Origin of the sequence: Streptomyces sp. ISL-10 (genome assembly GCF_018614575.1) — a bacterium.
GTDB lineage: Bacteria > Actinomycetota > Actinomycetes > Streptomycetales > Streptomycetaceae > Streptomyces.
This window is the reverse complement of record NZ_JAGGOJ010000003.1, coordinates 28,804-44,106: the sequence shown is the minus strand read 5'-3', so window position 1 is coordinate 44,106 and position 15,303 is coordinate 28,804. Positions and strand designations below refer to the sequence as shown.

Genomic DNA, 15,303 nt, shown 5'->3' with positions numbered 1-15,303 from the left:
CAATGCCCGTAGTCACCCTTGACCCCGACGACCTGCCCCCGGCCGGCCGGCGCAGTCCGATGTCGACCGAGGCCCCGCAGCCGGTCCGGCCGGGCGTCTTCCATGACGGGGCCTGGCGGTACGGTGAGTTGGCCCGCGAAGTGCGCAGCCCGTATGACGGCCGTCTCGTCGCCGTTGTGAGCCATGCTTCGGCGGAAACGGTTTCACAGGAGCGAAGGCCGGTGAGGGGCCTTGCCGCGGCCGATCGCTCACGGATCCTGCACGCCTGCGCCAAGGGGCTCGAGGCCCGACGCGTGGACCTCGCCACCTGCATCTCCGCCGAGATCGGCATGCCCGTCACAGACGCCGAGAAGGAGGTCGACCGGTCGGTGCGCTGGCTGAGCCTGGCGGCAGAGGCGGTACCCCACTTCGGTGGCACCTCGACGGTGCTGTCCGGCCCGGATGGTGACCGGCTGGCGGTGACCACGCCGCAGCCCTTCCGTCGGGTCCTGGCGATCACTCCGTACAACCGCCCGCTGGCCCAGCTGATCGTCAAAGTGGCTCCGGCGATGCTGGCGGGCACACCGATCGTCCTCAAGCCGTCGGAACGGGCAAGTGCCAGCGCCGTGCTGGCGGTTGAGGTTCTGCTTGAATCCGGGTACCCGCCGGAGTACATCTCGCTGTGGACCGGTGGCCCGGAGGTGGCCCAGGCACTGCTCGCCGACACCGGAATCGGTTTCGTGGCGTTCACCGGCAGCGAGCGGAGCGCGTGGGCCGTTGCCGCGGCGGCCGGACCACGACCCGGCTGCTACGAACTGGGCGATGTGGGAGCTCTGGTGGTCTGCGCGGACGCCGATCTTGCGGCTGCCGCGCGTGCGGCCGCACAAGGCGCCTTCAGCAATGCCGGCCAGTCCTGCCGCGGGGTCAAGCGCGTCCTGGTCGCGGACAGCGTCGTCGATGAGTTCGCCCAGCTTCTCGTCGGAGAGACCGCCGCCTGGCAGGTGGGCGATCCGTCCGCGCGCACCACCCGGATCGGTACGCTCATCGACTCGGCCGCGGTGGAGCGGGTGCGTTCGGCAGTGGGCGCGGCGGTGCAGGGCGGCGCCCGCGTCGTGGCGGGCGGAGGGCACCGAGGTGCGCAGTACTGGCCCACCGTCATCACCCACGTCGACCCCGGCGCCCAGTTGGTCACCGAGGAGTTCCTTGCGCCTGTGGCCCCCGTCGTCGCCATGGAAGACGCTCTCCTCGACGAGTTGCCTGCCCTCTACTCCGGCGGCCTCCAGGTAGGCGTCTTCACTCGTGACTTCCAGCGCTCCATGAACCTGGCCCAGAAACTGCCGGTCGGGACCGTGATCGTCAATGACGGCCCCCAGTACGACCATCCGCTGGCCCCCTTCGGAGGCGTGGGGCACAGCGGTCACGGGCGAGAGGGCGTGCTGGCCTCCGCGCGCAACATGTCTTTCTCGAAGACGATCGTCTTCCCCGCCACGACCGAAGGACCGCGATGACGACCGGTGTGACCATCAATCTGCTCACCGGTGGCGGTCTGGAGCGGCGGGAGCACCCCCTGCTGCCCCCACGGCAAGGTGGGGCGCTACTTGCCATCGAGCGGGCGAACGTGTGCGGCAGTGACGTCCACCTCTGGCGTGGCGGGCACCCGACCTTGCACGACTGCGTCCTTGGGCACGAGTTCGTGGGGAGGGTCGCCGACTCGGGGGACGCTGCGCTGTACGACGCCCGGGGCGAACGGCTCGCCGAAGGCGACCGGCTCGTCTGCTCCTACTTCCGGGTGTGCGGCAGCTGCGTGATGTGCCTTGCGGGCCGGTCTCACCTCTGCGAGCACGCCTACGATTCCTGGGGCCGCTCCAGCCTTGAGCAGCCGTACTTCCGTGGCGCGTTCGCGAGCCACTACCAACTGCACCCTCAGCAGTTCACGGTCAAGGTACCGGCCGAAGTCCCCAGCGCACTCGCGGCCCTGGCCAACTGCGCCGTGGCCCAGGGCATCGCTGTCATCGACGCGATCAGCCCCGAGCTGCTGGCAGGCCCATGCCTGCTCATCGGCGCCGGCGCGCTGGGCCTCTCGGTCATCGCGGGCGCACCGACCGGAACGGCCTGGGACGTTTATGACCGCGTTCCCGCAAGGCGTGGGAACGCCGAGCTGTTCCCGGCAGTCCGCGCGATCGACGACCTGCCCCCGGCGGAGGGAGCACTCAACGGCTTCTACGACGTCGTCGTGGTCGCGGCCGGCACGCCGGAGGCATTCGAAACCGCCTTGACGCAGGTACGTCCGGGCGGCCAGATCGTGATGATGGGCATCATCAACACGAGGCCCACCGATGTCGTGTCCATCCGACCCGGGGTGTTGACGCGCAAGGGCGTGACGGTCTCCAGTGTGATCCGCTACGACCGGCGGCATCTCATCGCCGCCGTCGACCTCCTGGCCCGGCCGACGCCACTGGCCCTGCTTCCGCTGGCCGAGTACGGGCTCGAGTCCGCCGGGGACGCGCTGGCGGCCGCCGAGCGCCACGAGAGCGGACGAGTGAGCCTCGTACCCGACCTGGACAGGAAAAGCCGCTGATGCGTCATATGGTGGAAGACCTGGCACGGGATTGTCACTCCCTTCTGACGGCTGAAATCGACGCTGGGCGGATCCAGGGCGGTGCCGCCTGTATACGCGACATCGCGGCAGGCGAGCAGCGAACGGTATTCGTCGGACGGAACTCGCCCGCCGGACCTCCGGTGACCTTGGACAGCGTCGTCCGCATCTATTCGATGACCAAGCCGATGCTCGCGACCGTGGTGCTGCGGCTGATCGACGCGGGACTCCTGCCCGGCCTCGACATGAGTGCGGCGGAGCTCGCGGCCGGCATCCGGGGACTGTCGGTACCCGCCGGGATGACGCTGCGTCAGCTGCTGTCGATGTCCTCCGGACTGGCCGGCTCCAAGGAACACGAGCGCATGCAGCAGGTGTACCGGGCCGCCGGTGTCCTGCCGTTCGACTACACCGACCGCGGGTACGACACGGACGAGATCGACTTCCTGCGCCGGATCTTCGGCTGCGAACTCTCATCCGCACCGGGCACCCAGTGGGAGTACGGGCGTTCGGCCGATGTGGCCGGCCTGCTGATCCAGCACTACCTCGGTACACCGATCGACATGCTCTTCAGCCGTCACCTCTTCGAACCACTTGCCATGGCGTCGAGCGGATTCTTCCTGCCACCGGGCGTCGCGACGGACTCGGTGCTCCAGCCACCGGCCGATCCGCCGACCGGCGAGTCGCTGAGCAGGCTCGACCGCACGGGAGGGTTCCGGTCGGCCGGCAGCGGTGGACTGGCAAGTCTGCGGGACTACCTGACCTTCCTCGAAGCCGTCTTCATCCCGCCAGCGGACTCCGACTTCCTCAGCGACGCTGCACGAGCCGAACTGCTCTCCGACCAGATAGTCGGGTTGCATGACACCGGGCCCGACTACATCCCCGGTCCCGACTGGGGATTCAGCCTGAACGTCGGCATCTCGCCGAGACACTGCGGGCCGGAGAACGCTCGCCGCGTCGCCTGGCTCGGTCGAGCCGGCACCAGTTTCATCATCGATCTGGAGGAAAAGCTGATCATGTTGTTCGCTGCGCCCTCATACGGGCAGACGAGAATCCTGCAGGCCGCGTTCGCTGAACTCACCTACAGGCACTCGCGCCAGACTGCGGGCACCCGATGAAGACGCCACCCATCGTCGCGTTCATCGGCCTGGACGGCGCCGGCAAGAGCACACAGATCGAGATGCTGAAGTCGGCCTACGAGGCCCGCGGCCTCTCGGTGTTCGTCCACCCCAATCCGAGTCTTCAGCAACTGTCGGCCCGGCTCGACCAGGTCGCCGCCGAGAACGGCTATGCCGACCGGTTCGCGATGCTCGGCCCCGACACCCACAAGGTCATGACCGCCGCGGTGAAGTGGATGGCCATGTCCTCGCTCGGATCCGCCCCCGAGGGCACGGATCTCATCATCGCCGACCGCTACGCGTACTGCCAGATCGCCGCCGCCGATGCGCTGGGGGCCAGTAACCGGTGGCTGATCGAGGGCATGTTCCGCGGACTGCCGGAGCCGAACCTCACGGTGATGATGGACCTCGACCCGACCCTCTCCGTCGCCCGCGTCAAGGCGCGAGACCCCGAGGAATGGATCGACCACGCCTTCCTCACACGCATGCGGGCCGCCTACGCCGCCCTGCCGCAGGCATCGCAGTGGGCGTGGATCGACGCCGACGCAACCACCGGGGACGTACACGACAGGATTGTCGCGGTGGTGGAGGCGAAACTGGGTGAACTCCTGTGAAGGTGGTCACCACAGCGCAGGAGCTGGCCACCGAGTGGGACGCCGCACGCAAGGTGGGTGCGGTCATCGGATATGTGCCAACCATGGGCGCCCTGCACGAGGGACACCTGAGCCTGGTCGACCTTGCCCGGGACGAATGCGACGTGGTGATATGCAGCATCTTCGTCAACCCGCTCCAGTTCGGTCTCGACGAGGACTTCGAGTCCTACCCCAGGCCCGTGGAACGCGACCTGGGCCTGCTGGAAGCACGAGGCACGAGCATCGCGTTCCTGCCCAGCTGGACGGAGATCTTCCCCGGTCGCGAACGCGTCCTTGAGGACTTCGGGACCCACGTCGCGGTACCCCGGCTGAGCCACCAGCTGTGCGGCCGATCGCGAGCGGGACACTTCGACGGCATGGTCACCGAGAGCCTCCTCTTCTTGAACCTCGTGCGCCCCGACCGCACGTACTGGGGAGAGAAGGACTTTCAGCAACTGCGCATCATCGAGACCCTGGTCCAGGACCTTCGTCTGCCGGTGACCGTCGTCCGGGGCGCCACCAGACGTGAGCCCGACGGTCTCGCGATGTCCTCGCGAAACAAGAACCTCACTCCCGAAGCGCGGGCTGTGAGCCCCAACCTGCGACGGGTCCTCCAGGAGGCTCGTGCCGAGCTGCTGGCCGGCCAGCCCTTGCCGGCGGTGCGGGCCACTGCACGCCAGGAGCTGACAGACCTGGGATTCGTCGTGGAGTACCTGGTGGCCTGCGAAGAAGGGTCGCTGTCCGAGGTATCGACGCTCGACACTCCGCTCGCCGTGCGCCTGTTCGCCGCCGCGATGCTGCAGGGAGTCCGCCTCCTCGACAGCATCCCTTTGACCGAGGCGAACCATGGCTGACCTGGCGACCGAACCGATCGTCTACTCCTTCACCGATCACCGTGTGTACCGGCGGGAGTCACCGTTGATCATTGCCGAGGGCGACGGCATCCGCATACGCGACACCGCAGGGAAGGAGTACATCGACGCGCTGTCGGGCCTTTGGCACGCCAACCTGGGCTTCTCCGACTCAGAGATGATCGAGGCCGCCACCGCGGCCTACTCCAAGCTGCCCGCCTTCGCCTGCGCCTTGGGCCGCACCAGCGCCGAGACGGAGCTGTTGGCAGGCGAGCTGCTCACGGCCGCCGGTGGACGCTTCAGTTCCGTGTACTTTTCCGCCTCCGGGTCCGAGGCGGTCGAGTCCGTACTCAAATTCCTCTGGCTGGCGAGCAATACGAACGGCGCCCCCTCCAGGAAGCTCGTCGTCACCAGGGACTCGGGCTTCCACGGCACAACCCTCGGAGCCGCCTCACTGGCCGGAATCCCGAACCAGCACGCCGGATTCGATCTGCCGCTCCCCTTCACGGTCCGTGTGCCCCGGGTGCACTTCTACCGCGACCACGTCGACGGCGAGACGGAGGACGAGTACGTCGACCGGGTCCTGCGGACCACGCGTCGGCGCATCGAGGAGGCCGGCCCGGAGAATGTGGCGGCCATGGTCGCCGAACCGGTCATGGCAGCCGGCGGCGTGCTGGTGCCGTCCGACGGATACTGGCCCGCCATGGCCCGGCTGCTGGCCGACCTCGGGATTCCCCTGGTGTCCGACGAAGTCGTCTGCGGGTTCGGCCGGATCGGCCCCCTCTTCGGCCATCAGCGGTTCGGCCTCGAACCCGCCGCGGTCACCGTCGCCAAGGGCATCACCGCAGGATACGCCCCGTTGGGCGCGGTCCTCCTGGGCCCCGATCTCACCGGGGCCCTCGCAGATGCAGCCGAGGAGCACGGCGTTCTCGGACACGGCTCGACATTCGGCGGCCACCCCGTCGCCGCGGCCGTCGCCCGGGCCAATCTGCGTGCCCTGCACGAGCGGGGCCTCCAAGGCCGTGTGGCAGAGCTGGAGATATCGCTTCGAACGTCGCTGGAGGGCCTCCTGGACCTGCCCGTCGTCGGGGAAGTGCGTTGCATCGGCGGTCTGGCGGCGGTGGAGCTCATGGCCGGCGCAGCCGCTCGGCGTCCCTTCGCCGCAGAGCGCCGAGTCGGGCGGCGGGTTGCCGCAAAGGCCCGTGAACTCGGTCTGATCGTCAGGGATCTGGGCGATGTCATCGCACTCTGCCCGCCACTGATCACCAGCGCGAGTGACGTCGCCGAGATCGTTTCGAGACTGCGGCAGGCCATCACGGCCACGCTGGAAGAGGAGGCGTGATGGACCTTCCCGTCAAGGCGAAGGCCTGGGACCTGGTCGGCCAGAGCTACTGGAACTCGGGATACTACGGTGGACCGGCACCCGAACATGCTCCGGTGTTCACCAGGTTGCTGCAGCCCGGTGTGAGAACGGCCGTGGTAGGCGCCAGCACCGTCTCGCTCTCCAAGGCCGCCCTGGAAGCCGGCTCGGAACTGCACGTCCTCGACTTCGCCCCCGGCATCCTGCGGGAGGCGGGCGATTGGCTCGGGCTGGCCCAGGACCGCCGACACCTCGTCGACGTCACCCGCACGATCCCCCCGCACCTGCGGCACGCCTACGCACTGCTCCTCGGCGATCGCCTGGTGAACCGTTTCAGCGCGACCGACCTGCCCAACGGCCTGCAAGGCCTGCGCGATCTCGTGACGCCGGGCGGAGCCTTGGCCCTCACCGTCCGGTTCGGCTGGTACGCGAGAGATCTGGAACTCCACGAGGCCCTTACCCCGGCCGAGCAGAAGCTGTTCTGGCGGCCGGACGCGGGCGAGGTCGACTACGCCGCCCTCCCCGACCGGGACATCCCCCTCCCGACCTGGGGAGGGATCTCCGGCGAGGTCATGCGCGAGCACATCCGCGGACGGGGCCGCGAAGCCCGGTTCAGCAAGGACGAACTGCTGCAGACGGTGTCCCGCTCGGGCGGTCTGGAATGTGAGGACGTCATCGGCGCCGCGGACGGAACCGCGCTCGTCATCCTTAGGAGAGTGGAACACCATGGCACTACCTGACATGCCACAGTCGATCCTCACCGAGCCGGTCACGGACGGCACGGCGTGGACGGCCGCCGATCTGTCGGTCCCCGAAGGCGTGGTGCACGAGCTGACGCCGCTGCACCTCGCCGAGGTGGCTGCCTTCATGAGCGCATGGCGAGCCGCCCCGCTGACGCTGGACGCCGAACGGGCCCTCTGGCGCTCTTTCGCATACGAAACGATGCCCGAGCTGTCCGACGTGGCCCACGCCGCGGCCCACCGCACCGAAACCCACATCGGTACAGCCGTCCTGCGCGGGCTTCCGGTGGACGACCTTTCGCCTGACGAGATCAGCCACCTCTACCGCGCCCTCGGCGCGGTGATGGGGAACGCGGTGTCACAGAACACCGCAGGCGAGTTCATCGCCGCCGTACGCGACTACGGCAATGGTGGTCTGGACAACAGCAACGTGCGTGGTCACCAGACCACCTCCGCACTGCGGTTCCACTCGGACGACGGTGACCTCGCCCTGCTGCTCTGCGTACGGCCTGCGGAAATCGGCGGTACCTCGCTGATCGCCAGTGCCATGACGATCTACAACGAGCTGCTGCGTCGAGCACCCCACCTGCTGGGCCTCTACTACAACGGCTTCGTCTATGAGAACCGCGACGAAGAAGACCCCCCGGCTTACCGCAACGCCGTATTCGGTTACTACCACGGGCAGCTGACCTGCCGGTACTTCCTGAGGGACTACGTGGACTCCGCCTGGACCCAGACGTCCGTACCGGTGAGCGACCTCGAGCGCCACGCCCTCGATCTCTTCGAAGCGCTCGCGGCGAGGCCCGGGGCGGCTACCGAATACGCGCTGCGAGCCGGTGATCTCCAACTGGTCAACAACAACGTCGTCGTCCACTCTCGTCGGTCGTTCACCGACGCCACCGCCGACGGCCGCAAGAGGCTCCTGCTGCGGCAGTGGGTCAACCTCGACGGCGGGCGGCAATTCCCGGCGACCCTCTGCCGCCACCGGTACGGCATGCGAAAGCGCAGCGATGCCCGCACCTGATCAGCGCCTGTTGCTCACAGCCGATCTGCCCGGGATCCCGGCCGTCCTGCCGTCGGGACTGACCCCAGCCCGGTGGCCGGGCGGCGACCGCGCCGGCCTGCTGCGGGCGGCCGCCGGTAGTGTCGCGCTACTGGTGACCGCCAACGAGCCCGTTGACGAGCCATTGCTCCGGGCTGCGGGCGGAGCACTGCGTGTGGTGGGTACCTACTCCACGGGGGTCGACCACATCGACATGGAGGCGTGTGAGCGTGCCGGAGTACGCGTCGTCACGGCTGAGGGCGCACTGGCTTCGGCCGTCGCCGAACACGCATTCGGCCTCCTGCTGTCCTGCGCTCGGCGGATCGTCGAGGCGGACCGGTTCGTGAGATCCGGTGCAGCCTGGCGCTGGGAGGCTGATGCCTTCCTCGGCGCACAGCTCGCCGGGCGACGACTCGGCGTGTTGGGACTGGGCGCCATCGGCGGGGAGGTGGCCCGACGGGCGCAGGCCTTCGGCATGGAGGTGCACGGCCTGTTGCACCGTCCCGGCGCACTGCCGCCGGGCGTGACACCTCACCCGGCATTGGTCGATCTGATGCGGGTGAGCGACTTCCTGACGATCCACGTTCCGCTCACCCCCAGAACCGAGCGTATGGTCGACAAGTCGATGCTCTCGGAGATGCCGCCCGGAGCGGTGGTCGTGAACACCTCGCGCGGCCGGGTGATGGATCAGAGGGGGCTCATCGAACTGCTGGAGACAGGCCGTCTCGGCGGGGCCGCGCTCGACGTCTTCGAGGACGAACCCTTCGTCCCCGCCGAACTGCGCCGCAGTCCGCGTACGGTGCTCACCCCGCACATCGGCAGCGCCACCACGATGGCTCGGCAGAGCATGACGGCCGCGGTCCTCAGGCGGATCGGCCAGGCTCTGCACGAGTAGGCGGCCGTTCGGCAGATGCGTTCGGCCTGCCTGCCGCGGCCCCGGTGCGCCGTCCCGGGGCCGCCGGTCAGTCACCCAGCTCTTCCAGAAGAGCGAAGCCACTGCGGTCGAGTTGGTAGAAGACCTGGCCGCCGAGACGCTGACGCCAGACGACTCCGGCCGCAGTCAGCACCGCCAGGTGCTGGGAGACCGTGCTCTTCGCAAAACCGAGGGATTCGGCGACCACGGTGGTGGTCTTGGGCACTTGCAGTGCCCTGATCACCCTTGCCCGACCGCCGCCTATGAGCAGCGCCAGCCGGTCGGTGGTCGGCTCGGTGGGCCTTCCGTCTCCGACGAAGTGGAAGAAACCGGTGGCCCTGGCCTGGTACGACATGGCCGTGACGTGCTCGTTCGAAGTGAAGATGCGAGTGGCTGCGGAGAAGACGCTGGGAACGAAAACCAACTTGGATCGGTGAACGGTACGGGTGAGGTCCAGATGGTAGGGGGCGGTCAGTCGGGGCTTTTCCCACAGAACCCGACCGCCCAGTTCCGCGAGCATCGCCTCCGGGCCGTGGACGGCCAGGGTCCGCCCTCTGAAGAGGACCTCCTCCTCCAACGCGGAGCGGATGGAGGTCCAGTGGGGACCGATCGCCCGGTTCCAGTACTCCTCCATCAGACCGGCGAGACGCTCGTCACCCCGCTCATCTCCCTGCTGCCGCAGGCAGTCGAGCTCGACCTGGAGCGAGGAACGCGAGGGGTCGGGCACGTATCCGAGAGCCCGTTTCAGGAATGGCGCCTCCTGCCGGACAACCAGGTCCATGAGCTCGGGAGGCACCGATCGCCGGGCTCGGTGTACCCAGCCCGCGTACGGCGACGGAACGGCTCCCCGGTATCGCGCGAGGAGGGCCAGGCTACCGAGCGTCTCCCAGAGCGGGCTCAGCGCCAGCCTGATCGAACGCAGGCTCTCCTGGTCGAGGTCAAGCCGGATCATGACGACCGAAGGAGAACGGCGCTGGACATCACCATGTGAAGACGCCGTTGGCGGCCAGGTCCACGAGGAACTCGGTGACATCGCCCAGGGTCTCCGCCCGGTCGATGCCGTATTCCGCGGCGACTTCGTCGGCGATGTCCGCCACCGTCCGATGCCCGTCGACGGAACGGTAGATGAACTCCGCGGAGTCGGACAGCAGGAGTGCTTCGTCCCTAAACCCGAGCATCAAGCCGTCCTCGACCCGGCGTATCCGAATGCCGAGGCTCCGGCGCGGCACGTCGAGGGGGCCGGGAGGCGGCAGGGCGCTCACGAGACCTCCACGCGCATGGAGATGTCCTGGCATATCGTCAGGACCTGATTGATCCAGGGGCGGGGGTCCTCGGGGTCGTAGCCCCGCATGATCTCCAGGGCCCAGTAGTCCTCGAACGAGAGGGCCGGCGGGCAAGCGGCCCTGAACCGATTGGGCCGCCACTTGGGCGATTGGCTGCCGTACTGGCCGTGCCCTTCGAGGAGCGCGTCGACGGCGAATCCCAGTGCGGCGCGTGCGGAGAGGGTGGCGCTTTCCAGGTTGCCGGAATCCATCTGACCGAGTGCGTCCTCGACGCAGTCGTCGGCAGCACCGAGCGAACGGGCGACCACGAAGGAGCGGAAGGCCGATTCGGCCAGCTGTTTGCGGCGGGCCTCGAACCACGGCGCGCCGAGGAGAACCAGGCAGCCTTCCAGGCGGCCCAGGGCCAGCTCCTCCCGGGGGGCCAGAACACGCACCGGCGCGACGCCCCTGTTGAACTCGTCCCGCGAGACCTTGGCGAGCATCTGCTCGTACTGGCTGTCGAGCCAGTACGTCACCTCCCAACGCCGGTCGCCCACGTAGAACATCTCGGTGCGTACGTGAGGAGGATTGAGCGGCATCGTGATGCTGGAGCGGCCAGGGGAAGCCGACTCGCCCGACGTCACGACGTAGATGTCGAAGTCGCTCTGGTCGTTGTGCCAGCCGTGCGCCACAGAGCCGACGACGGAGACGGCGAGGTGGTCCTCCGGAATCAGCTGTCGTTCCCGAAGAACCTCTAGCCAATTCGCCGTGTTGATTTCGTTCACCCGAGCCCCCTTCGATTGCTGCCTCAGCCCCTTCATACCCCGGGGCTCGATTACTATAGATGATTCTCTGTCGTCTCAGACATCCTCGTAATCGCGTGGAAGAAGTAGCCGTCGCCACACTCCACGCTGACGCAGGTAGGGTCTGGCCCGCATTCCGGATATGCCTGAATTGAACGGCTTCGCCGTGCGTTCCGGGCATGCACGGTCATCCGCCGCCGTCGCGCGGAATCTCATCGCGCAGGCATCACCGCAGGTAGAAGCTTGATCACGACACTGTTCGGTAGCTGCCGAATCTGTAGGACCTTCGGCTCGACTCGGCTAATGTGAGCGTCAGCCGGCCTGGGTCGGCCCCGTCAAGGGTCGCTTCCCAAGAATTATCCGGTGAATCCGATGAACCGTCCCGGGGGAGGTGGATCAGAATGCAGAAGTACAGCAAGCCGACGACGAAGAACGTTACGCAGCGTTCCGCTCTGACGCGCGTCGCCTGAAAATCCGGAACATGGGCGGGGGCTCCTGATCGGGGCCCCCGCTTTCGCCCGGCCCTCTTGCGGCACAGGGCGGTGGCTGGGGGATGAATATGTGTGGAATCGCGGGAATCGCTCGTCTGGACCGCCAGGAGCTCGGCGCCGAAACGGACGCCGTGCTCAACCATCTGGCCGACATCCTCGACCATCGAGGACCGGACGAACGGGACATCCTCCGTGACGGCGGGGTGGGACTCGCCTTCACCAGGCTGGCGCTCGTCAATCCCGAGGACGGCAGCCAGCCGCTGACAAGCGACGACGGCTCTCTCGTGCTCGTCGTCAACGGCGAGATCTACAACCATCGGGAGCTCGCTGCCTCGCTGCCCGGCGGTGTGAAGCTCAGCACGGGATCCGACTGCGAGGTTCTGCTCTACCTCTACCGCCACTACGGACTCGAGTTCCTGCGTGACGTCCGGGGCATGTTCGCTCTGATCCTGTGGGACCGGGCCAACAACAAGCTCGTGCTCGCCCGGGACCGCTTCGGCATCAAGCCGCTCTACTATCACCGCAACGACGAGCGCATCGTCCTTTCCTCGGAGATCAAAGGCCTCTTCGCCGACGGCTCCACCCCCCGGCGCTTCGACTGGGAGCAAGCTCTCGCCAACCCCCTGCTGGCAGCCGCCGGCACCTTCAACGATGGACCCGTGACCACGTGGTTCGAGGGAATCGAGCTGGTCCCGGCCGCCACGATCCTGCGTGTCGACCTCCACGACGGACGCACCTCGGAGCACCGATACTGGGAACTGCCCACCGATGCGGATGAGTCCGCCGACGCAGGGGACTTCGTGCGGCGCTACTCCGAGTTGCTCCAGGACTCCGTCCGGGAGTGCGTCACGGCCGACACCGAGCTCGGACTGTTCCTCTCGGGCGGCATCGACTCGTCGGCCGTCCTGGCCCTGGCAGGCGACAAGCGCCAGGGCATGCACACGTTCACAGCGCTCACCGGCGGCACCCTCGACAACGGGGACGCCGACAACGCCGCGTGGATCGCACGTGAGCTGGGTGTGCCCAACCATCAGGTGGTCTTCCCGCAGGACCACGTACCCACCCCGCAGGAGTGGCTGCGGCTCCTGTGGCTCGCCGAGACCCCCATGTGCGGTCCCGAGGTCTACTACAAGCACGAACTCCACCGGTATGCGCGTGAGGCGCGACCCGGACTGCGGGGCATGCTCCTCGGCGCGGCAAGCGATGAGTTCAACGGCGGCTACGCCGGAGAACTGGGCGGCGACTGGCAGTCCTTCATGGAGAGCCTCTCCCTGATGGACCGTGACACCCGGATCGGGCGGCGCGCGGATCTGAGGCATTGGTGGGCGGAAGGACCGTCCTTCATCTCCCAGCAGGCACTCGACGGCCGGGCCTCCGACAGCGATGGCATCTACCGTGCCTATCTCCAGTCCGAGTACCTCCAGGTGCAGCAGTACAACGTCTGGCACGAGGACCGCACGGCAGCCGGCAGCGGCGTCGAGGCACGGGTGCCGTTCCTGGACCACCGCCTGGTCGAGCTGTGTGCGCGGATCCCGGAACGGCTGCGTCCGACACTCCTCTGGGACAAGCGAATCCTGCGTGAGGCGGTCAAGCTGCACCTGCCGCAGCGGATCGCCGAACGGCCCAAGGCCCCCTTCTTCTACGGGACCGGGACTTACCACGCCTACCGAATGCTGGCACGCCTGATGCGCGCCGATTCATACGCGCTCGTCGAGCGGGCCCTCGCCGCTCCAGGAGCTTCGGACTTCATCGACGCGGACCGCGTGCGCGCTCACCTGGCGCTGATCGGCGAGGGGGGCACGGATGCCCCGTCCGTGGAACTGCTGATGCGCGTTCTCAACATGGGCCTCCTCGCGGACCTGGCCTCGAATCCGCCGCGGCTGGAGGACACATCGGCCGGGCCGGTTCTCCGGGAGCTCGCCCGCGATCAGATCTCACCGTCCGCCTCCGCCGCCGGCTTCCGCGCACAACAGTTGGACGGCAAAGGTGTGCCCGCGTTCGCGGAAGGCCTGTTGCTGCTCACCGATCCGGTCGGGTCCAACTGGTACCTGCTCAAGGACGGAGAGATCGAGTTCGTGTTGGAGGCAGACACGCCGACACTCGCGGCCCTGCGGGCAGTCGACGGCAAGACCAGCCTGGCCGACATCCTGGCCATCGAGGATGCCGGAGACGAGGAGGTGCACGGCGACCTGTGCAATCTGCTCGATCTCGGTCTTCTGACGTGGAGCGATTGATGTACCGGGAACGGGCGACCGAACTGCTCGTCGCTGCGAAGGCGGAGGCGAACGAAGGGGGCGGTGCGTACACCAGCCGGTTCGGCCGCTGGGACAGTCTCGCCGGCGTGCGCAGCCGGCCCCAACGGTCGTTCGAGGCCTCGGGATCCCTTTACTTCCCTCCCGAGCTCCATCCCGTCGTGACGCATCCTCTGGTCGCGGCCTGCGGCAGCGAACAAGTGGAGTGGCTGCTGTTGCGTCGTCTCCATGACTATTTGGACTTCACTTCCGAACTCGAATCCCTCGGGGTGATACCCGTTGCGACTGCGATCAGCAGGGGGCGGTCAGGTCTGCACCTGCCCGATGGGATGAGAGCGGACGCCTTCAAGATCGTCACGGACGAGGCGTGGCACGCCCAGGGGTCCTACGACTTCGCGCAACAGCTGCAGAGGGCCTCCGGAGTGGCTCCGGGTCGGCCGGATGGCAGTCCTCCCGCGTTCGCGGAACGTCTTGACGCCATCCGGGAAGGGCTTCCCCACGAGGTCAGAGGGGTCGAAGCGATCCTCTTCGCGATCGTGAGCGAGACGCTGATCTCCGGAGTCCTGTCCGCGATTCCCCGCGACGACCGGCTGCCCCGGTCGGTGCGTGACCACGTGCGGGATCATGCCGAGGACGAGGGGCGTCACCACGTCTACTTCCGGTCCGTGCTCCGTCATCTCTGGGCCGCCCTGACACCGAAGGAACGCAAAACCGTCGGGCCGCACGTTCCGGCGGCGATCTACGCGTTCCTCGAACCCGACTACACCCGGGCGATCGAGGACCTGCGCCTGCTCGGACTGCCGGACCGGATCATCGAGCAGGTCGTCGAAGAATCCTGGCCCAGGCAGCAGGTGGTACACGACGTGTCCGAGGCTTCCCGTTCCCTCGTCCGCTATTTCGCCGAGGTGAGGGCTTTCGACGAACCGGGCACCCGGAATGCTTTCGAAGAAGCCGGGCTGCTGTCCGATGCCGAGAGGTGAGGGAAGCGGCGGGAGATTCGGATTGTATGGATTGGTCAGTTCCGTTCGGCGAGGGGACCGGCCGTGACGTACGTCTCTGTCGTTCCCGGGTGCGACCGTCGATCTTGACAGGGGGTGTGCCGGCGTGATGCTCTCGTGATGTGATGTTGCGTCAAGAGGCCATCTCGGCCTATCTGATGAGCGTGCGAACCCCGGGCCCACAAACCGGGTGATCCGCCCTTGTCGGGCCCGGATGTGAGTTCCTTCAACGTCCCGTGGTGCTGTAGTTGATATCTGATCGGTGAAGT

Annotated in this window: 14 protein-coding genes; 11 read left to right on the top strand and 3 right to left on the bottom strand. The window is 67.6% G+C overall.

All coding sequences use genetic code 11. The features are described 5' to 3' along the window. Positions 1-2: 2 nt before the first annotated feature. From J7E88_RS01160 to J7E88_RS01120, 9 genes are read left to right on the top strand one after another with little or no spacing between them, the layout of a single operon-like run. The gene (locus J7E88_RS01160) at positions 3-1,487 is read left to right on the top strand and encodes an aldehyde dehydrogenase family protein (RefSeq protein ID WP_215176288.1); all 1,485 of its coding nucleotides are present in this window, start codon (positions 3-5) and stop codon (positions 1,485-1,487) included. Further along, entirely contained in the window at positions 1,484-2,557 is a 1,074-nt protein-coding gene (locus tag J7E88_RS01155) for an alcohol dehydrogenase catalytic domain-containing protein (RefSeq protein WP_215176286.1), read from the top strand. Before J7E88_RS01160 ends, J7E88_RS01155 begins: the two co-directional genes overlap by 4 nt. Further along, entirely contained in the window at positions 2,557-3,690 is a 1,134-nt protein-coding gene (locus J7E88_RS01150) for a serine hydrolase (RefSeq protein WP_215176276.1), read from the top strand. Before J7E88_RS01155 ends, J7E88_RS01150 begins: the two co-directional genes overlap by 1 nt. Then, positions 3,687-4,304 carry a hypothetical protein gene (locus tag J7E88_RS01145; protein ID WP_215176275.1) on the top strand — a complete coding sequence of 206 codons (618 nt, stop codon included), beginning with the start codon at positions 3,687-3,689 and terminating at the stop codon, positions 4,302-4,304. Before J7E88_RS01150 ends, J7E88_RS01145 begins: the two co-directional genes overlap by 4 nt. 2 nt (positions 4,305-4,306) lie before the next feature. After that, positions 4,307-5,176, top strand: coding sequence for a pantoate--beta-alanine ligase (panC, locus tag J7E88_RS01140; protein WP_215176274.1), 870 nt, complete (start codon positions 4,307-4,309; stop codon positions 5,174-5,176). Continuing rightward, positions 5,169-6,515 carry an aspartate aminotransferase family protein gene (locus J7E88_RS01135; RefSeq protein ID WP_215176269.1) on the top strand — a complete coding sequence of 449 codons (1,347 nt, stop codon included), beginning with the start codon at positions 5,169-5,171 and terminating at the stop codon, positions 6,513-6,515. The genes panC and J7E88_RS01135 overlap by 8 nt, the downstream gene beginning before the upstream one ends. Further along, a complete protein-coding gene (locus J7E88_RS01130; protein WP_215176268.1) occupies positions 6,515-7,273 on the top strand; it encodes a hypothetical protein in 759 nt (252 codons plus the stop codon). The genes J7E88_RS01135 and J7E88_RS01130 overlap by 1 nt, the downstream gene beginning before the upstream one ends. After that, on the top strand, positions 7,260-8,297 hold the full coding sequence (locus tag J7E88_RS01125) for a TauD/TfdA family dioxygenase (RefSeq protein ID WP_215176267.1): 1,038 nt from the start codon (positions 7,260-7,262) through the stop codon (positions 8,295-8,297). Before J7E88_RS01130 ends, J7E88_RS01125 begins: the two co-directional genes overlap by 14 nt. Continuing rightward, positions 8,284-9,210, top strand: coding sequence for a 2-hydroxyacid dehydrogenase (locus tag J7E88_RS01120; RefSeq protein WP_215176266.1), 927 nt, complete (start codon positions 8,284-8,286; stop codon positions 9,208-9,210). Before J7E88_RS01125 ends, J7E88_RS01120 begins: the two co-directional genes overlap by 14 nt. 67 nt (positions 9,211-9,277) lie before the next feature. Here J7E88_RS01120 and J7E88_RS01115 read toward each other — a convergent pair whose 3' ends face one another. From J7E88_RS01115 to J7E88_RS01105, 3 genes are all read right to left on the bottom strand, one after another. Then, complete coding sequence (locus J7E88_RS01115) at positions 9,278-10,180, bottom strand: helix-turn-helix transcriptional regulator (RefSeq protein ID WP_215176265.1); 903 nt, start codon at positions 10,178-10,180, stop codon at positions 9,278-9,280. A 28-nt stretch (positions 10,181-10,208) separates the two neighbouring features. Further along, the gene (locus J7E88_RS01110; protein WP_215176263.1) at positions 10,209-10,406 is read right to left on the bottom strand and encodes a PqqD family protein; all 198 of its coding nucleotides are present in this window, start codon (positions 10,404-10,406) and stop codon (positions 10,209-10,211) included. An 80-nt stretch (positions 10,407-10,486) separates the two neighbouring features. Then, positions 10,487-11,275, bottom strand: a complete 789-nt coding sequence (locus J7E88_RS01105) for a hypothetical protein (protein ID WP_215176260.1) — start codon at positions 11,273-11,275, stop codon at positions 10,487-10,489. A 571-nt stretch (positions 11,276-11,846) separates the two neighbouring features. Here J7E88_RS01105 and asnB point away from each other — a divergent pair. Both asnB and J7E88_RS01095 read left to right on the top strand, forming a co-directional pair. Continuing rightward, complete coding sequence (asnB, locus tag J7E88_RS01100) at positions 11,847-14,018, top strand: asparagine synthase (glutamine-hydrolyzing) (RefSeq protein ID WP_215176258.1); 2,172 nt, start codon at positions 11,847-11,849, stop codon at positions 14,016-14,018. A gap of 107 nt (positions 14,019-14,125) precedes the next feature. Beyond that, positions 14,126-15,016, top strand: coding sequence for a diiron oxygenase (locus J7E88_RS01095; protein ID WP_215176256.1), 891 nt, complete (start codon positions 14,126-14,128; stop codon positions 15,014-15,016). Positions 15,017-15,303 lie beyond the last annotated feature (287 nt).

Excerpts from the sequence above, each read along its gene's own strand:
- asnB (WP_215176258.1), top strand. The coding sequence starts at position 11,847 with ATGAATATGTGTGGAATCGCGGGAATCGCTCGTCTGGACCGCCAGGAG.
- J7E88_RS01150 (WP_215176276.1), top strand. The coding sequence starts at position 2,557 with ATGCGTCATATGGTGGAAGACCTGGCACGGGATTGTCACTCCCTTCTG.
- J7E88_RS01130 (WP_215176268.1), top strand. The coding sequence starts at position 6,515 with ATGGACCTTCCCGTCAAGGCGAAGGCCTGGGACCTGGTCGGCCAGAGC.
- J7E88_RS01110 (WP_215176263.1), bottom strand. The coding sequence starts at position 10,406 with ATGCTCGGGTTTAGGGACGAAGCACTCCTGCTGTCCGACTCCGCGGAG.
- J7E88_RS01145 (WP_215176275.1), top strand. The coding sequence starts at position 3,687 with ATGAAGACGCCACCCATCGTCGCGTTCATCGGCCTGGACGGCGCCGGC.
- J7E88_RS01125 (WP_215176267.1), top strand. The coding sequence starts at position 7,260 with ATGGCACTACCTGACATGCCACAGTCGATCCTCACCGAGCCGGTCACG.
- J7E88_RS01115 (WP_215176265.1), bottom strand. The coding sequence starts at position 10,180 with ATGATCCGGCTTGACCTCGACCAGGAGAGCCTGCGTTCGATCAGGCTG.
- J7E88_RS01135 (WP_215176269.1), top strand. The coding sequence starts at position 5,169 with ATGGCTGACCTGGCGACCGAACCGATCGTCTACTCCTTCACCGATCAC.
- J7E88_RS01120 (WP_215176266.1), top strand. The coding sequence starts at position 8,284 with ATGCCCGCACCTGATCAGCGCCTGTTGCTCACAGCCGATCTGCCCGGG.
- J7E88_RS01155 (WP_215176286.1), top strand. The coding sequence starts at position 1,484 with ATGACGACCGGTGTGACCATCAATCTGCTCACCGGTGGCGGTCTGGAG.
- J7E88_RS01160 (WP_215176288.1), top strand. The coding sequence starts at position 3 with ATGCCCGTAGTCACCCTTGACCCCGACGACCTGCCCCCGGCCGGCCGG.